Raw genomic sequence first — 16,052 nt, forward strand, 5'->3', positions numbered from 1 at the left:
CCTGAGCATCGGGTGAAGCTCTTTCGTGTGCCGGTGTCCACCCACCGCATCGATTGGATCGTGACCAACGATCTATCTCAGGATTCCACGGATGCAACACAAGAAGCGTGCGGCATGCGTTGGAAGATTGAGCAGTTTCATCGCGAATTCAAGCAGCTCACTGGAGCGGAAAAATGCCAGTGCCGGCGCGGCCGGATGCAGCGCAACCATATTGCTTGTGCCGTGCTGGTTTGGGATTGCTTGGCAGCTCAGGCGCGACAGGTCGGGAAAACACTCTATCAGCTCAAACGCGAGATGCTGTCCAACTATCTAAGAGCCGAGCTGCGCAGCCCGGCGGTGCGGATGGTGCTCGTTGCGTAAGTCCTACAAGAGTATTGCGCCGTGGGAACAAATGCATTCCTGAAAATCCTGCCCGAAATGGTGACCTTCCTGCGGGTGGCCGAATTGGGTAGTTTCTCCGCCGCCGCCAGCCAGCTCGGCATGACGCCCTCGGCCGTGAGCCGGCAGGTGACACGGCTGGAAAAGGAGCTGGGCGTGCAGCTGATCCAGCGCACCACGCGGCAGCTGCGCCTGTCCGAGCCGGGCATCGAGGCCTTCGAGCATTGCCGCGCCCTGGTGGCGGCGGCCCAGGCCACGATGCAGGTGGCCCAGCAGTTCGTGGGTGAGCCTCGCGGCCAGGTGCGCATCAGCGCGCCCAAGGCATTTGCGCGCCACGTGCTGCATCCCTTGCTCATGGATTTTCTGGAGCGCTATCCGAATCTGGATATCCAGCTCGTCGTGGCGGACCGGGATACAGACCCCATTCGCGAAGGCGTGGACCTGGTGGTGCGGCTGACCCCTGATCCGCCGCAGGGGCTGGTGGCGCGGCCCTTGATGCCGGTGCGGCAGATCGTGTGCGCCGCGCCGCGTTACCTGCGGGAAAAGGGGGCCATCGCGCATCCGCGCGACCTGCTGGCGCACAGCTGCCTCTACCTGGGCGAGCAGGAGCGCGACAACCGCTGGCGCTTCCGCCAGGGCGACGAGGCAGTGGAGGTGGTCGTGCAAGGGCGCTACGTCGCCAACCACAGCGAGATCCGGCTCGACGCCGTGCGCGGCGGCCTGGGCGTGGGCTGCCTGCCGGACTTCATGGCCCGCGACGCGCTGGACAACGGTTCCATCGTGCGCGTGCTCGGCGACTGGGAGTTCCAGGCCAACTACCAGGGCCAGGCCTACCTGCTGTTCCCGCCCAACAGCTTCATGCCCTCCAAGTGCCGGGCGCTGATCGACCACTTGGCGGCGGCCCTGCGGCGCCGGGACTGAACGCCGGCATCACCCTGTCTGCGGCGGCGCTTCCGGCTCCACCTCGCTGGACGCGGTTTGCGCGGCGGCCTGCCGGCTCGCCGCCGCCTTGCCCGCCAGCGCCGCGCCCGTGTCGCCGTTGCGCCGCACCTGCGCCAGCATCTCGCCCATCCACTGCGTCAGCAGGGCGGTGTAGGCACGCTGCGAGGCCTCGTCGGTGAGCCCGTGGTCGGCGCCGGCGATGCAGCGGTAGGTCAGCGAGCGCGCCTGCAGGCAGGCCTCGCGGTAGCTGGTGATGACGGGGTGGGGAATGATGTCGTCGTGCTCCGACTGCACGATCAGCACGTCGCCCTCGAAATCGGCGCAGGCGCGCAGCGCGCGGTTGGTGCTGGCCTTGATGAAGCTGCGGCGGTAGGCCTTGAGGTCCTGGTCCTTGTGCAGCTGCACCTTGGGCACCTCCCAGCCGGTGTCGATGTAGAGCGCCGGCACCCGCAGCGCCAGCCAGCACACCTTGCGCTCGGCAGTCAGGATGGCCGCCAGGTAGCCGCCGTAGCTGCTGCCCACCACGGCAATGGCGTTCGGGTCCACGTGCGGGTGGCGCGCGAGGCGGTCGTAGGCGGCCAGCACGTCGCGCAGGTTGCTGTCGCGCGAGACGGACTCGCGCTGCTCCTTGGTGTCGGCATGGCCGCGCAGGTCGAAGGCCAGGCACACGCAGCCCAGCGCCGCGATCTCGCGCGCGCGGTTGAGGTACTGCTCCTGGCTGCCGCCCCAGCCGTGCACGAACAGCACGCCGGGCATGGCGGTGCCGGGCGTGATGACGGTGCCGTCGATGCTCACGCCATCGACGGCGATGTCGACGGCTTGCTCGCGTGTACTCATGCGCCTCCTGGGTTGTGAAAAATCAGCTCTCGTCGGTGTGCAGCAGCGCGTACTTGGTGAGCGGGCCCACGTGCTCGTCCACGCCGCGGTAGTACAGGACGGCGCCTTCGGGCAGCGGACCGAGATCGCCATGCGCCTCCACGGTGGAGGCGCGCGCGGTCTCGCGCCGCGGGTCCTCGCGCAGCGCCTGTAGCGCCGCCACCTCGGCGCCGCTGGCGCCGCCGATGCGCCAGGACTGCTCCAGCACGCCGGCGCACTCGCGCCCGGCCGCGTCGCGGCCCTGCACCACGTCGTAGTTGGCGCGCGAGGCCAGGAAGCCTTCGAAGCAGTCGCACGCGGCTTGGTGGTAGGTGCGCGCCAGCGCCACGGCGCGCGACGCTTCCGGATCGCCGCTGTCCAGCGCCAGCTGCTCCAGCCGCTCGAAGCCGCCGCGCACCACCGTGAGCGTGGAGCCGCCGTAGACCTCCTGGCCGTGGCGGCTGAGGGTGTTGCGCTGGGTGCCGAAGTAGCTCGCCACCAGCGTGCCCAGGCGCAGCAGCCCGATGCTCCAGGTCTTCACCCCGTCGGCCAGGTTGCGCTCCAGCACCAGGCCGTGGCGCTCGACCTGATCCACCGGCAACGCCTCCAGCTGCGCCTGCAGCGCGGCGGCGTCGCGCGCCACCGACTGCCCGGAGCCGCCGATGCCGCAGGCCAGCTTCAGGCGCACCGGGCCGTCCGCCAGCAGCCGGGCGCCGGCCTCGCGGGCGTCGTCCAGGCTGAAGACGGAGTAGCCGGGCAGCACGCTGTCGCGCACGCGCTCGCCGAAACATTTGCTCCAGCCTTCGGGCGCGGCGGCATCGGGCCGGATCAGCCCGTGCGTGATGATCTTGCTGGCGACGAAGGGCGCGGGCACCACGCCGCCGAACAGGTCCTCCTCGCCGCGGATGCCCAGGCGCCGCGCCGCCTCCAGCGAGGTGATGGTCTCGTTGGGCACCACGTAGCCCAGCGCGCCGGGCAGGTAGCTGGCGTCGGGCGCGACGTCGCCTTCGGTGAAGTCGCAGCCCATCAGCGTGGCCAGGCGCTGTGCGATGCCGCGTTGGGTGGCCAGCTCGTGCTCGCGCGCGTCGGCGCGGCAGGCCACGAAGCTCAGGCGCTGGTGCGGCGTGAGCGCGGTGGGCGGGCTGCCGGCCGGCTCGACGGCGGCGGTGGGAGGAGGCCGGCCACCGGCCGACGGGACGAGGAGAGCTGCTACGTTCGCCATGAGGAACCCCGGATCGGTCGGCGCAAGTGCCGGATGCCCAGGATTCGGCAACGGTCGTGCCCAGGCCTTGCCTCGCTCAGACCGGGCCCGGCGCCCGTGCAAGCCTCAAGGTTGGGGCAACTTCAGCAGCCGCATCAGCGTGGCTGCGTTGCGCTGGCCCTGGTCCTCGTGGTTGTTGTTGAACACCACGTGGCAGCTCGCCACGCGCGCGGCGAGCTGGCGCAGGTGCCTGGCGATGTCGGCCAGCTCGGCCTCGCTGTAGTCGTAGTTGAAGCGGTCAGAGGCGGCGGTGGTGGGGCCGGCCGTGTTCCAGCTCTCGGTGTTGCGCCCGTGCAGCCGCAGCAGCGCGACGCCGGGGTGCGTGGCCTCCCACAATGCCGGCACGCTGTTGCTGAAGCCCTGCGGGCCGTCCACCACGGTGTGCACCAGGCTCAAGTCGCGCAGCAGCGCCAGCGTGTCCGCTCGGTGCTTCTCGTCGAACCAGCTCTTGTGGCGGAACTCCACGCTGAGCATGTGCTCGGGCATGTGCGCGGCGCAGTCCTGCACGTGCTCGATGCCGGCCGGGTTGCACACCACCCAGGGCGCGAACTGGAAGTGCACCAGGCCCAGCCGGCCGGCGTCCTGCAGCGGCTGCAGCGCCTGCTGAAAACGGCGCCAGAACTCGGCACGGATCTCCGGCGGCACGTGCTTCCAGTACAGGTTGCGCCCTTCAGGCCAGGCCAGCGCCTGGCGCAGGTCCTCGTGCAGCACCTTCGGTTGGGTCTGGTGGCCGGTGAAGAGCCGGAAGGCCTTGACGTTCATCGTGAAGTCCGCCGGCGTGCGCTCGGCCCACAACCGCGCCGTGCTGGGGGAGGGCATGGCGTAGTAGGAGGAGTCCACCTCCACCAGCGGGAACTGCGTAGCGTAGTAGCGCAGCCGCGCCTCGGCGCTGCTGGCTTCCTTGGGATAGAAGCGCCCGCAATCGATCAGCGACTTGTCGGTCCACGATGCGGTGCCGATCCGGATGTCCATGCAACCGCCCTTCCGATTGGCGCCGTGGCGTCAGCCCTGTTCCAGCGCCCGCGCCGCGCCCAGCAGCGCTGGGTCCTCGGCGCGGATCACGAAGGTGGGAATGTCCTGCAGGTATTCGCGGAAGCGGCCCTTGGCCTCGAAGGCGGCGCGGAAGGGCGACGTGCCGAAGTAGGGGCCGAGCTTGGGCACGATGCCGCCGCCCACGTACACGCCGCCGCGCGCGCCCAGCGTCAGCGCCAGGTTGCCGGCGGCGCTGCCCAGCAGCGCGCAGAAGCGCTGCAGCGCCTCGGCGCACTGGGCGTCGCTGCCGGCCAGCGCCTTCTGGCTGATCTCCGCGGCGCCCAGCGGCTGCGCCGGCACGCCGTCGAGCGTGGCGATGGCGCGGTAGAGGTTCTCCAGGCCCATGCCGGAGGCCACGCGCTCGACCGAGACGTGGTCGAACTCCTTCCACAGCACGCGCAGGATGTCGGCCTCGCGCTCGCAGGTGGGCGCCGCCGTGGCGTGGCCGCCCTCGCCGGGCACGGCGACCCAGCGCCCGTCGTGGCCGCGCACCAGCGAGGCCATGCCCAGCCCGGTGCCCGGGCCGATCAGCACGCGCGGCGCGCCCTCCACGGCGCTGCCGCCGCCCACGGGGTCGATCTGGTCGTCGCTGAGCGCAGGCACCGCCAGCGCCAGGGCCTCGAAGTCGTTGAGCATGCGCAGGCGCCGCAGGCCGAGCGCCTGGCGCGTGGCCTCGATGGAGAAGCGCCAGGGACTGTTGGTCATCTGCAGCCAGTCGCCCTCGACGGGGTTGGCGATGGCGATGGCCGCCTCGCGCAGCGGGATGGGCCGGCTCGATTGCTGCGCGAGGTAGGCCTGCACGGCGGCGGCCAGGTCGGCGTGGTCCGCGGTCGGCAGGGTGCACGCGGAATGCAGGTGGCCGAAGTCGTCGAGCAGGGCGAAGCGGGCATTGGTGCCGCCCACGTCGCCCACGAGGCGCATGGTGTCAGGTCCGGGCTGCATGGCGAGGCTTCACTCCAATCCCGTTCAGGTTCGAAAGCTTGCCGCCGCGCCCGCGAAGGCGTTTGGGCAGGCCCCAACGAAAAAACCCAGGTTCCGTGAGGAACCTGGGTTTTAGGGTGTTGGTGCCGGTGAAAGGAGTCGAACCCTCGACCTTCGCATTACGAATGCGCTGCTCTACCAACTGAGCTACACCGGCGCTGACAAGAATTAGATTATGGCACAGGTTCGAGGGGAAGGACAAGCTTTTTGCTTGAAATTTTTCAAACCCGTTCCGACAGGGGGTGCGGCGACGGTTGAGAGGGCGACGAAAGTGGGACACGGGGGCTGTGCAATGCGCTGGTGCGTGGGCGCAGCGCGCGGCAAACCCCGTGCCGGTGTCCTCTCAACCGTGGCGGCTCACTTCTTCGCGGCTTCCTGGTGGTAGGCCGTGACCTGCTCCACCTCGTTCTTGGAGCCCAGGATCACGCTCACGCGCTCGTGCAGCTTGGTGGGCTGGATGTCGAGGATGCGCTGGTGGCCGTTGGTGGCGGCGCCGCCGGCCTGCTCCACCAGGAAGGCCATCGGGTTGGCCTCGTACATCAGGCGCAGCTTGCCGGGCTTGCCCGGCTCGCGCGCGTCCCACGGGTACATGAAGATGCCGCCGCGGCACAGGATGCGGTGCACGTCGGCCACCATGGAGGCGATCCAGCGCATGTTGAAGTCCTTGCCGCGCGGACCCGTGGTGCCGGCCAGGCACTCGTCGATGTAGCGCTTCACCGGGGCGTCCCAGTGGCGCATGTTGCTCATGTTGATCGCGAATTCCTTGGTGTCGGCCGGGATCTGCGTGCCCTGCTCGATCAGGAACCAGCCGCCGAGCTCGCGGTCCAGCGTGAACATCACCACGCCGGCGCCCACGGTCAGCACCAGCGTGGTCTGCGGGCCGTACACGCAGTAGCCCGCGGCCACCTGCTGGCGCCCCGGCTGCAGGAAGTCGGCCTCGCTCACGCCCTCGTGGTCGGCCGGCTTCTTGAGCACCGAGAAGATGGTGCCGATGCTGACGTTGACGTCGATGTTGGAGGAGCCGTCCAGCGGATCGAACAGCAGCAGGAACTCGCCCTGCGGGTAGCGGTTCGGGATGATGTGAATCTCATCCATCTCCTCGCTGGCCATGGCCGCGAGGTGGCCGCCCCACTCGTTGGCCTCGATCAGCACCTCGTTGGAGATGATGTCGAGCTTCTTCTGCACCTCGCCCTGCACGTTCTCGCTGCCGGCGCTGCCCAGCACCTCGCCCAGCGCGCCCTTGTTCACGGCGATGGCGATGCGCTTGCACGCGCGCGCCACCACCTCGATCAGCAGCCGCAGCTGCGCCGGGATGTTGTCGTGCTCGCGCTGCTGCTCGACCAAGTACTGGGTCAGACTGACTCGATGGCTCATGGATGCTGCCTCCTGCGAAAAATGCTGATGGGATTCGGACTCGTCAGGCCGCGACGGCCTCGGTGGCCACGCTCACGTCGTCGGCCAGCGCGCGCATGACGATCTCGCGCACGTCGTTGGAGAGGTCGGGCCTAGAGGCCACGCGCTGGATCGCCTCGCGCGCCGCGCCGCGGTAGGGCTCGGCCAGCTTGCGCCAGCGGTCCATCACGCGCGCCAGCCGCGCGGCCAGCTGCGGGTTCATGGCGTCGATCTCGATCACGCGGTCGGCCCAGAACACGTAGCCCGCCGCGTCGGCGCGGTGGAAGGCCGCCGGGTTGAACATCGTCAGCGAGAACAGCAGGCTGCGCGCGCGGTTGGGGTTGCGCAGCGAGAAGTCCGGGTGCTTGAGCAGCGCCTTGGCGCGGGCGAACACCCGGCCGTCGTGCTCCGGCGCGCGCGCCTGCAGCGCGAACCACTTGTCCAGCACCAGCGCGTCGTCCTTGAACAGCTCGTGGAAGCGCGCCAGCGCGGGCTCGGCCAGCTCGGTGTGCGACTCGACCAGCGCCGACAGCGCGCCGAGCCGCTCGGTCATGTTGCCCGCGTCCTTGAAGCGCTGGTAGGCGCGGCCCGGCCACACCGGGTCGCCGCTGCGCTGCGCGTGCAGGCACAGCATCGACAGCGCCAGGTTCGCCAGCGCGCGGCGCCCGGCCTGCGCCACCGTGGGCTGGTAGCCCTCGTGCAGCTGGTGGTGCTCCCAGGCCCAGGCCCAGTCGGCGTGCAGGTGCTGCGCCAGTTGTGCGCGCATCGACTCGCGCACCGCGTGCACGCGCTGCGGGTCCACCACGGCCAGCTGCTCGGCCACGTAGCCCTCGGTGGGCAGCTGCAGCACCAGCTCCTTGAACGAGGCGTCCAGCGCCGGGTGGCGCAGCACGGTGCGCATGGCCTCGATGAAGGCGTCGTCCAGGTGCGCCGGGGCATGGCCCTCGGCGGCGGCGCACAACCGCGTGAGCGCCAGGCGCTGGCCCGATTCCCAGCGGTTGAAGGCGTCGGTGTCGTGCGCCAGCAGCACCAGGCGCTCGGCGTCGGACAGGCCGTCGTCCAGCGTCACCGGCGCGGAGAAGCCGCGCAGCAGCGAGGGCACCGGCGCGGCGCCCACGTTCACGAAGGTCCAGCTCTGCTCAGCTTCTTCCAGCACCAGCACGCGCTCGGTGTGGCCGGCGGCTTCCTCGCCTTCGAGCTGCAGCGCCAGCGGCGTGCCGTCGTGCGCCAGCAGCCCCATCGCCACCGGGATCACGAAGGGCAGCTTCACCGGCTGCCCGGGGGAGGGCGCGCAGCGCTGCTGCAGCGTCAGCGTGTAGCGGCAGGTCTCGGGGTCGTACACGCCGCGCGCGGTGACGGCGGGCGTGCCCGCCTGCGCGTACCAGCGCTTGAAGCCTTCGAGCCGCGTGCTCAGCGCGCTGCCGGGGTTGGCGTCCGCGATGGCCTGGGCGAAGTCATCGCAGGTCACGGCTTGGCCGTCATGGCGCTCGAAGTAGAGGCTCATGCCCTTGGCGAAGCCCTCGCGGCCCACCAGCGTGGACATCATGCGCACGACTTCCGAACCCTTGTCGTAGACGGTGGCGGTGTAGAAGTTGTTGATCTCGACGTAGCTGTCGGGACGCACCGGGTGCGCCATGGGGCCGGCGTCCTCGGGGAACTGGGCCGAGCGCAGCTGGCGCACGTCCTCGATGCGGCGCACGGCGCGCGCGCTGGCGCCGCCGCTCATGTCCATCGAGAATTCCTGGTCGCGGAAGACCGTCAGGCCTTCCTTGAGGCTGAGCTGGAACCAGTCGCGGCAGGTGACGCGGTTGCCGGTCCAGTTGTGGAAGTACTCGTGCGCCACCACGCTCTCGACGCCGAAGAAGTCCACGTCGGTGGCCGTGGCCGGGCTGGCCAGCACGTACTTGGTGTTGAAGATGTTGAGGCCCTTGTTCTCCATGGCCCCCATGTTGAAGTCCTCGACCGCCACGATCATGAAGCGCTCGAGGTCCAGCGGCAGCTTGAAGCGCGCCTCGTCCCACACCACCGAGGCGATGAGCGAGTTCATCGCGTGCTCGGTCTTGTCCAGGTCGCCGCGGCGCACGTACACCTGCAGCAGGTGCTCCTTGCCGGAGCGGGTGCGGATCTTCTGCTCGCGCGCCACCAAGTCCGCCGCCACCAGGGCGAAGAGGTAGCTGGGCTTGGGGAAGGGGTCGTGCCACTTGGCGTAGTGGCGGCCGGCTGGCAGATCGCCCTGTTCCACGAGGTTGCCGTTGCTCAGCAGCACCGGGAACCTCGCCTTGTCCGCGCGCAGCGTCACCGTGTAGACCGCCATCACGTCGGGGCGGTCCAGGAAGTAGGTGATGCGGCGGAAGCCTTCGGCCTCGCACTGCGTGAAGAAGCCGTTGCCGCTGGTGTAGAGGCCGGAGAGCTCGGTGTTCTTCTCAGGGCAGCAGCTGTTCTTGATCTCCAGCGTGAAGCTCGCATCCTCGGGCGGATGGTCGATCACGAGCGTGCCGTCCTCGTGGCGGAAGCTCACGCTCTCGCCGTTGGCCAGCACGCGCAGCAGCGTGAGGCCCTCGCCGTGCAGGCGCAGCGGCTGCGGCGCAGCCTGCGCGTCGCGCTCGATGCGCAGCTTGGAGCTCACCAGCGTCTTGGCCGGCTCCAGGTCGAATGCCAGCTCGACGCTGCGGATGCGGTAGGCCGGCGCGAGGTAGTCCTCGCGGCGGACGAGTTGGGCGGTGCCTTCGCGCATGTGCTGCTGCTCCGGTGCGTGTCTCTGAGGTTGATCGATGTCCCGTTCGGGCCGGGCCTGGTCGAAGCCTGCCGCCCGGTCACGGGCTGCGAGCCTAACGACCAAGCTCAGGGCGAACGGGGTCTAGGGCTTACAGGCCCTGCTTGAGGCTGGCGGCGATGAAGGCGTCGAGGTCGCCGTCCAGCACCTTCTGGGTGTTGGAGATCTCGACGTTGGTGCGCAGGTCCTTGATGCGGCTCTGGTCCAGCACGTAGGAGCGGATCTGGTGGCCCCAGCCCACGTCGGTTTTGGCATCCTCCAGCTTCTGCTGCTCGGCCATCTTCTTGCGCATCTCGTGCTCGTACAGGCGCGAGCGCAGCATCTGCCAGGCCTCGTCGCGGTTGCGGTGCTGCGAACGGTCGTTCTGGCACTGCACGACGATGCCGGTGGGGATGTGCGTCAGCCGCACCGCCGAGTCGGTCTTGTTGATGTGCTGGCCGCCCGCGCCGGAGGCGCGGAAGGTGTCGGTGCGCACGTCGGCCGGGTTGATGTCGATCTCGATCGAGTCATCGACCTCCGGGTAGACGAACAGCGACGCGAAGCTGGTGTGGCGCCCGCCGGAGCTGTCGAAGGGGCTCTTGCGCACCAGGCGGTGCACGCCGGTCTCGCTGCGCAGGTGGCCGAAGGCGTAGTCGCCTTCCACCTTGATCGTGGCGCTGCGGATGCCGGCCACGTCGCCCTCGGTCTCTTCCATGACCTCGGTCTTGAAGCCCTTGCGCTCGCAGTACTTGAGGTACTGGCGCAACAGCATGCTGGCCCAGTCGCAGGCCTCGGTGCCGCCGGCGCCGGCCTGGATGTCGATGAAGCAGTTGCTGGGGTCGGCCGGGTTGTTGAACATGCGGCGGAACTCCAGCTGCTCCACCGTGGCCTGCAACTGCTGCGCCTCGGTCTCGATGTGCTCCAGGGCCGCGAAGTCCTCGTCGGCCTTGCTCATCTCCCAGAGTTCGAGGTTGTCGCCGAGGTTGCGCTCGAGGTGGTTGATGGTCTCGACCACCGTCTCTAGCGACTTCTTCTCGCGGCCCAGCTCCTGGGCGCGCTTGGGCTCGTTCCAGACGCTGGGGTTCTCCAGCGCGGCGTTGACTTCGTTCAGGCGGAGCGCTTTGCGGTCGTAGTCAAAGATACCCCCTTAGCGCTTGGGTGCGCTCGCTCAGGTCGGACAGCAGGCTGCCGATGGCGTTGATGCGTTCGATGTCCATGTGTGGGGACCCGCGGTCGTTGATGCTTGAAAGGGTGGGATTTTCGCACGCGCTCTTGCCTGGACGGGGGGCACAGGCGTTGTAAGACAATCCCACACCGGCGGCGGGTGCAAGGCCCGCCGCGCACCGGAGGAGACATGCAAGCCCAAGGCCGCCTACAGGCCGACATCCCCAACGACGCCGCCGCGGTGCCGATCGCGCCCGCGCCTGCGCTGACGCGGCACTGGCGGCGCACGCGCGTGCTGACCGCGGTGCTGCTGCTGGTGTGGTTCGGCGCGAGCTTCGTGCCGGTGTTCTTCGCCGCGGAGCTGCGCCAGCGCTTCTTCGGCTGGCCGCTGGGCTTCTGGATCGCCTCGCAGGGCGCGCTGCTGGTGTTCCTGCTGGTGGTGGTGGTGTACGCCTGGGCGATGGGCCGCATCGACGCCGCCAGCGGGCTGGACGAGGAGCCCTGAGATGGCCGTGCCGCCGCTGCAGGACGCGCGCTTCCGCTCCCGGCTGGACCGCATCTACCTGTCTTTCGCGCTGTCCTTCGTGGCCTTCGTGCTGCTGCTGGGCCTGGCCGAGGAGGTGGCGGGACTGTCCAAGCGCTGGATCGGCTTCAGCTTCCTGCTGCTGACGGTGCTGCTGTACGCGGGCATCGGCATCCTGAGCCGGACCACCGACCCGGCCGAGTACTACGTGGCGGGCCGGCGCGTGCCCGCCTTCTACAACGGCATGGCCATCGCCGCGGACTGGATGAGCGCGGCCTCCTTCATCGGCATGGCCGGCACGCTGTACCTCAGCGGCTTCGGCGGCCTGGCCTACGTCATGGGCTGGAGCGGCGGCTACTGCCTCATGGCGCTGCTGCTGGCGCCGTACCTGCGCAAGTTCGGCCAGTACACGATTCCCGACTTTCTGGGCGCGCGCTACGAGGGCCACCTGCCGCGGCTCATCGGCGTGGCCTGCGCCATCCTGGTGAGCTTCATGTACCTGGTGGCGCAGATCTACGGCGTGGGCCTGATCACGGCGCGGCTGACCGGGCTGCCCTTCGAGGTGGGCGTGTTCGTGGGCCTGGGCGGCATCCTGGTGTGCTCGTTCCTGGGCGGCATGCGCGCCGTGACCTGGACGCAGGTGGCGCAGTACATCGTGCTGATCCTGGCCTACCTGGTGCCGGTGTGCTGGCTGGCGGCCAAGCAGACCGGGCTGCCGCTGCCGCTGGTGGTCTACGGCGTGCAGCTGGAGAAAGTCAGCGAGCGCGAGCAGCAGCTCAAGGCCGACCCGCGCGAGAAGGAGGTGATCGCCACCTTCCAGGGCCGCGCCGACGCCTACGCGCGCCGCCTGGAGAACGTTCCCGCGGCGCTGGAGGCGGAGGTCGATTCCGCCAAGGCGCGCGTGGCGCGGCTCAAGCACACCAACGCGCCGCAGTCCGAGATCCACGCCGCGGAGCGGGCGCTGGCGCAGCTGCCCAACAACGAGGCCGAGGCGCGGCGCATGTGGGAGGCGGAGAAGGCCGCCAACGAGGCGCGCGCCCGCCCGCTGGCCGGGATGCCCGAGCACGCCGTGCCCTTTGCCGGCGAGCCCGACGGCGACCCGCTGGCGCGCAGCAGCCCCGAGTCCTCGCGGCGCAACTTCCTGGCGCTGGTGTTCTGCCTGATGGTGGGCTCCGCGGCGCTGCCGCACGTGCTCACGCGCTACTACACGACGCCCTCGGTGCGCGAGGCGCGCGCCTCGGTGGCGTGGAGCCTGTTCTTCATCCTGCTGCTTTACGTGACGGCGCCGGCGCTGGCGGTGCTGGTGAAGTACGAAATCTTCAACGTGCTGGTGGGCACGCCCTTCGACCGGCTGCCGGCGTGGATCGCCAACTGGTCCAAGGTCGATCCGGGGCTGCTGTCGGTGCAGGACATCAACGGCGACGGCATCTTCCAGCTCGGGGAGATGAAGATCGGCGGCGACATCATCATGCTGGCCACTCCGGAGATCGCCGGGCTGCCCTACGTGATCGCCGGCATGGTGGCCGCCGGCGGGCTGGCCGCGGCGCTGTCCACCGCCGACGGGCTGCTGCTGACCATCTCCAACGCGCTGAGCCACGACACCTACTACCGCGTCATCAACCCCGGCGCGGGCACGGCGCGGCGCGTGACCATCTCCAAGGCGCTGCTGCTGGTGGTGGCGCTGGCGGCGGCGGCGGTGGCGGCGCACAAGCCGGCGGACATCCTGTTCCTGGTGTCGGCCACCTTCTCGCTGGCGGCCTCGGCCTTCTTCCCGGCGCTGGTGCTGGGCATCTTCTGGAAGCGCGCCACGCGCGTGGCCGCCTGCTGGGGCATGGTGCTGGGGCTGGCCACCGCGGCGTCCTACATGGTGCTGACCCAGCCCTGGCTGCGCCGCGTCTTCCACATCGACGCGCCGCTGGAGCTGTGGTGGGGCCTGCACCCGGTTTCCGCCGGCGTGCTGGGCGTGCCGGTGGGCTTCGCCACCATCGTGCTGCTGAGCCTGTTCACCCGCGCGCCCTCGGCCGAGACCCAGGCGGCGCTGGCCGGCTGGCGCCACCCCGGACAAACCCGCGGATGACCTGGATCAATTGAGGTGCGTCAAGCCGGGTGCCGGCGACGCCTCCTAGATTGCCGCCGTCAACACCCCGGTTGGAGACGGCCATGCGCAGGTTGGAGAAGCTCATCGACCGGCTCGGCGGCACCGAGCTGCTGCTGGTCAGCCTGGTCGTGATCGGCGTGCCGGCGCTGTTCAGCGCGATGCTGTAGAAGCCTTGGAGCGAACAGCCCCCAGGGCCTGTGACCGAACGAGACGCGCATGGGGGCTGCGCGCGTGATGGATGTCGTGGGGCGGAAGGAAGAGCGTCACTAGAGTGTGAACTTTTGTTTGCGCGACCCGTCCCCGGCCCATGTTCCTTCCTGTCCTGACCCCAGAAGAAATCATCCAGCAACTCGACCACGGTCAACGGTGGGCGGGGGCGGCCATCACCTACCGCGTGGCGCGGACAACCGACGGCCTCACCGCGGAAAATTCGGAAACTGACGGATTTATCCCGGCATCGCCTTATGTAGTCCATTATTTCGAATTGGCCTTGGGTGTCTGGGATGACTTGATCAAGGTCGATTTCGCGAAGACGGATGCGGCCAGCTCCGATATAGAAATTGCCTTCAGCGACGAGGGTGTGGATTACGCGCATGCGTATTTTACGGAGTATGGCGGCACCATGTGGCTCCATCCTGAATACGTGGGGCCTGATTTCTCGGTGGGGTCGTATCCCTTCCTGGCCATGACGCACGAGGCCGGGCAAGCGCTGGGTCTGGACCAGGGCTGTTCACTTCTGCCAAATGCCTGCGTAGTTGAGCACTTTGTCGAGCGAGAGCGCATTGCGGTACAGGGCCTGGGAGATATTGCGCTCACCGTTGCCGCGCAGCAGGTTCAGCGCGAGTTGGCGTAGACAGGCGAAGACGCCGGGATTGCGGCGGATGCGGCTGGCGTCCTCAGCCATGGTGGTGTCGAGCACATGATGCAGGCTGTTCTCGATGCTCCAGTGTTTGCGTACGAGGCGGGCGAACTCTCGGGCGGTCACCTTGGTGCTGTTGAGCGTGCTGAGGTAGTACGCCGGGGCCTGAGCGCGGGGGACGAAGCGAGCTGTGGCGGTATCAAACACCTCGGTGGTGCGGCGTACCTCGATGAGGGTAAGGAAGTGGTCGTGCCAAGGCTCCACGCCGCTGCCCGGGGGCAGTGCCCACACCCGCACCTCGCGCTGCTCGATCCGGTTGCGCTGCCCGACATCGCAGTCATAGGCGCAGTCAGCGGCCGGGCGTTGCTGCGCGTGGGTGTGCATGGCGTCATGCAGTCGGGGCTGGTTGGCTTTGAGCTGGCACAGCACGTGTGCCCCGGTTGCCGTTACTTGGTCAACTGTTTTTTTGCAGGTGTAGCGCGTCCAACGTGAAGATGCACCCGGCCAAGTCCAGTTCTTCGATGAGCCGTTGCACGGCAGGAATCTCGTGGTCCTTGCCTTCGCCCTCGATGAGTACGTGCCCCAACACCAAGCGCTCATGGACTGCCAGCGCGCTGAGCACCTGAGCGGCCTTGCGATCCTCGAACTGGTCCAGGCTGCCGCGCAGCGTCTTGCCGTCCATCGCCACGAGCGCACGCTGCGCCGGCGCCTCGGGTGCATCGCACAGCTGCTCCTCAGCCATCAAGCGCATTGCCTGCTCCAGCTCTGCCGCATCGAGCCCCTGCAGGATCTTTCGAATCCCCGTGTAGGCCGGTGCGCGCCTCCAGGCGCTGCCGAACGCCTCGTTGAGCCGCTGCCAGTGCGTGTCGATGAACAGGTGGATCTTGCGGTACGACGTCGCCCCGGAAGCCACCGCCAGCACGCAGTACAGCAGTGCGTGCACAAGGTCGTAGCGCTTGCCTTGTGCCCGGCGTGGGTCGCTCACCGTCGCCAGGCATTCCTTCAACGTCTTCATCCACTTGCCGTCATTGCATTACCGGCTCGCCATTATCTTTGGCAGAAGTGAACAGCCCTGGGGTCTGGACCATATGGGCGACTACAACGGCGGCGGTGCGTTGCCGGGCTCGTTCCAGGCCTCGCAGGTCTACTCGATCATGTCCTACTTCGGGCCCGAAGGCAGTGCACCCTATGTCGATCCCGCGGTGCAGCAGGCGGATTGGACGGGCCCCGACGGCATCGCCTATTCGGCCCAGACCCCGATGCTCAGCGACGTGCTGGCCATCCAGAGTATTTACGGCGTTTCCACCACCACGCGCACAGGCAACACCGTCTATGGCTTCAATTACAACGCCGATCCCGGACGGGCGGAGTTGTACGATTTTTCGCTGAACCTGCACCCCATTCTGACAATTTTCGATTCCGCTGGAAACGATACGCTGGACCTGAGCGGGTGGAGCACGTCGTCCACCATTTTCCTGGAGGCCGGAAAATTTCTCGTCCTGCAATGACATGACGAATAAATTGGCCATTGCCTACGAGCTGGACTTTGGCCATTCCCGCGCTGCAAAGGCGAAGCGGCCCGGCTCGTAGACTGACTTCTTTCCCCGGCCAAGGGAGAAGACCATGTCTGCTCTGCCGACCCGCTTCGCGCAGGTCATTTTGTGCTTCGCGGGGCTGTTTTGTCAGCGGACTTGGCAGCATGCCCAGCTACTGCTCATGGGTGCAGTGCTGGTGCCCGGAGCGCGCACGGTAGCCAGCGTACTGCGGGTACTGGGACTGGCGTACGAGCCGCATTTCGTGAACTTTCATCGCGTG

General features: G+C 68.4%; 13 protein-coding genes, 1 tRNA gene and 2 pseudogenes. 7 read left to right on the forward strand and 9 right to left on the reverse strand.

The features are described from left to right. Positions 1–360: pseudogene (locus H537_RS0117685) on the forward strand (IS701 family transposase); the annotation flags it as partial. A gap of 21 nt (positions 361–381) precedes the next feature. After that, entirely contained in the window at positions 382–1,299 is a 918-nt protein-coding gene (locus tag H537_RS0117690) for a LysR family transcriptional regulator (RefSeq protein WP_028998927.1), read from the forward strand. A gap of 9 nt (positions 1,300–1,308) precedes the next feature. Here the strand turns inward: H537_RS0117690 and H537_RS0117695 are convergent, their stop codons facing one another. The 8 genes from H537_RS0117695 to prfB all read right to left on the reverse strand — a co-directional run bounded on the left by H537_RS0117695 (position 1,309) and on the right by prfB (position 10,810). After that, complete coding sequence (locus H537_RS0117695; protein WP_028998928.1) at positions 1,309–2,157, reverse strand: alpha/beta hydrolase family protein; 849 nt, start codon at positions 2,155–2,157, stop codon at positions 1,309–1,311. A gap of 22 nt (positions 2,158–2,179) precedes the next feature. Beyond that, positions 2,180–3,397 carry a DUF3182 family protein gene (locus H537_RS43870; protein ID WP_084150778.1) on the reverse strand — a complete coding sequence of 406 codons (1,218 nt, stop codon included), beginning with the start codon at positions 3,395–3,397 and terminating at the stop codon, positions 2,180–2,182. A gap of 105 nt (positions 3,398–3,502) precedes the next feature. Next, the gene (locus H537_RS0117705; RefSeq protein ID WP_028998929.1) at positions 3,503–4,408 is read right to left on the reverse strand and encodes a DUF72 domain-containing protein; all 906 of its coding nucleotides are present in this window, start codon (positions 4,406–4,408) and stop codon (positions 3,503–3,505) included. 30 nt (positions 4,409–4,438) lie between these two features. After that, on the reverse strand, positions 4,439–5,410 hold the full coding sequence (locus H537_RS0117710; protein ID WP_028998930.1) for a glucokinase: 972 nt from the start codon (positions 5,408–5,410) through the stop codon (positions 4,439–4,441). 120 nt (positions 5,411–5,530) lie between these two features. Next, a tRNA-Thr gene (locus tag H537_RS0117715) sits at positions 5,531–5,606 on the reverse strand. Between the two features lie 200 nt (positions 5,607–5,806). Continuing rightward, complete coding sequence (locus tag H537_RS0117720; RefSeq protein WP_028998931.1) at positions 5,807–6,823, reverse strand: class 1 fructose-bisphosphatase; 1,017 nt, start codon at positions 6,821–6,823, stop codon at positions 5,807–5,809. A gap of 43 nt (positions 6,824–6,866) precedes the next feature. After that, entirely contained in the window at positions 6,867–9,575 is a 2,709-nt protein-coding gene (gene pepN / locus H537_RS0117725; RefSeq protein WP_028998932.1) for an aminopeptidase N, read from the reverse strand. 130 nt (positions 9,576–9,705) lie between these two features. Next, positions 9,706–10,810 (reverse strand): peptide chain release factor 2 gene (gene prfB, locus H537_RS0117730; protein ID WP_156901800.1). Its coding sequence is split into 2 segments (ribosomal slippage): positions 9,706–10,728 and positions 10,730–10,810, totalling 1,104 coding nucleotides; the frame shifts between segments, so codons are not numbered across the junction. A gap of 137 nt (positions 10,811–10,947) precedes the next feature. On the opposite strand from prfB, the gene H537_RS0117740 reads away from it, so the two are divergent. From H537_RS0117740 to H537_RS54470, 3 genes are all read left to right on the forward strand, one after another. Further along, positions 10,948–11,262, forward strand: coding sequence for a DUF4212 domain-containing protein (locus tag H537_RS0117740; protein ID WP_084150779.1), 315 nt, complete (start codon positions 10,948–10,950; stop codon positions 11,260–11,262). A 1-nt stretch (position 11,263) separates the two neighbouring features. Continuing rightward, a complete protein-coding gene (locus H537_RS0117745) occupies positions 11,264–13,357 on the forward strand; it encodes a sodium:solute symporter family protein (RefSeq protein ID WP_028998935.1) in 2,094 nt (697 codons plus the stop codon). A gap of 328 nt (positions 13,358–13,685) precedes the next feature. Continuing rightward, a complete protein-coding gene (locus tag H537_RS54470) occupies positions 13,686–14,231 on the forward strand; it encodes a zinc metalloprotease (RefSeq protein ID WP_169517038.1) in 546 nt (181 codons plus the stop codon). Positions 14,232–14,264: 33 nt separating this feature from the next. Here H537_RS54470 and H537_RS56805 read toward each other — a convergent pair. Then, positions 14,265–15,252 (reverse strand): annotated as a pseudogene (locus H537_RS56805) (ISAs1 family transposase); the annotation flags it as partial. A 73-nt stretch (positions 15,253–15,325) separates the two neighbouring features. Here H537_RS56805 and H537_RS0117765 point away from each other — a divergent pair. Continuing rightward, positions 15,326–15,745 (forward strand): M10 family metallopeptidase C-terminal domain-containing protein, encoded by a 420-nt coding sequence (locus tag H537_RS0117765; protein WP_028998937.1) that lies wholly within the window; start codon positions 15,326–15,328, stop codon positions 15,743–15,745. A 115-nt stretch (positions 15,746–15,860) separates the two neighbouring features. Next, positions 15,861–16,052 (forward strand): hypothetical protein (locus H537_RS55020; RefSeq protein WP_211235028.1); only part of this gene is annotated, 192 nt, incomplete at its 3' end.

This window comes from Azohydromonas australica DSM 1124 (assembly GCF_000430725.1).
GTDB lineage: Bacteria > Pseudomonadota > Gammaproteobacteria > Burkholderiales > Burkholderiaceae_C > Azohydromonas > Azohydromonas australica.

What these genes read in the sequence shown, in the direction of transcription:
- H537_RS0117695 (WP_028998928.1), bottom strand. Translation starts at nt 2,157, where the DNA reads ATGAGTACACGCGAGCAAGCCGTCGACATCGCCGTCGATGGCGTGAGC.
- H537_RS43870 (WP_084150778.1), bottom strand. Translation starts at nt 3,397, where the DNA reads ATGGCGAACGTAGCAGCTCTCCTCGTCCCGTCGGCCGGTGGCCGGCCT.
- H537_RS0117705 (WP_028998929.1), bottom strand. Translation starts at nt 4,408, where the DNA reads ATGGACATCCGGATCGGCACCGCATCGTGGACCGACAAGTCGCTGATC.
- H537_RS0117710 (WP_028998930.1), bottom strand. Translation starts at nt 5,410, where the DNA reads ATGCAGCCCGGACCTGACACCATGCGCCTCGTGGGCGACGTGGGCGGC.
- H537_RS0117720 (WP_028998931.1), bottom strand. Translation starts at nt 6,823, where the DNA reads ATGAGCCATCGAGTCAGTCTGACCCAGTACTTGGTCGAGCAGCAGCGC.
- pepN (WP_028998932.1), bottom strand. Translation starts at nt 9,575, where the DNA reads ATGCGCGAAGGCACCGCCCAACTCGTCCGCCGCGAGGACTACCTCGCG.
- H537_RS0117740 (WP_084150779.1), top strand. Translation starts at nt 10,948, where the DNA reads ATGCAAGCCCAAGGCCGCCTACAGGCCGACATCCCCAACGACGCCGCC.
- H537_RS0117745 (WP_028998935.1), top strand. Translation starts at nt 11,264, where the DNA reads ATGGCCGTGCCGCCGCTGCAGGACGCGCGCTTCCGCTCCCGGCTGGAC.
- H537_RS54470 (WP_169517038.1), top strand. Translation starts at nt 13,686, where the DNA reads ATGTTCCTTCCTGTCCTGACCCCAGAAGAAATCATCCAGCAACTCGAC.
- H537_RS0117765 (WP_028998937.1), top strand. Translation starts at nt 15,326, where the DNA reads ATGGGCGACTACAACGGCGGCGGTGCGTTGCCGGGCTCGTTCCAGGCC.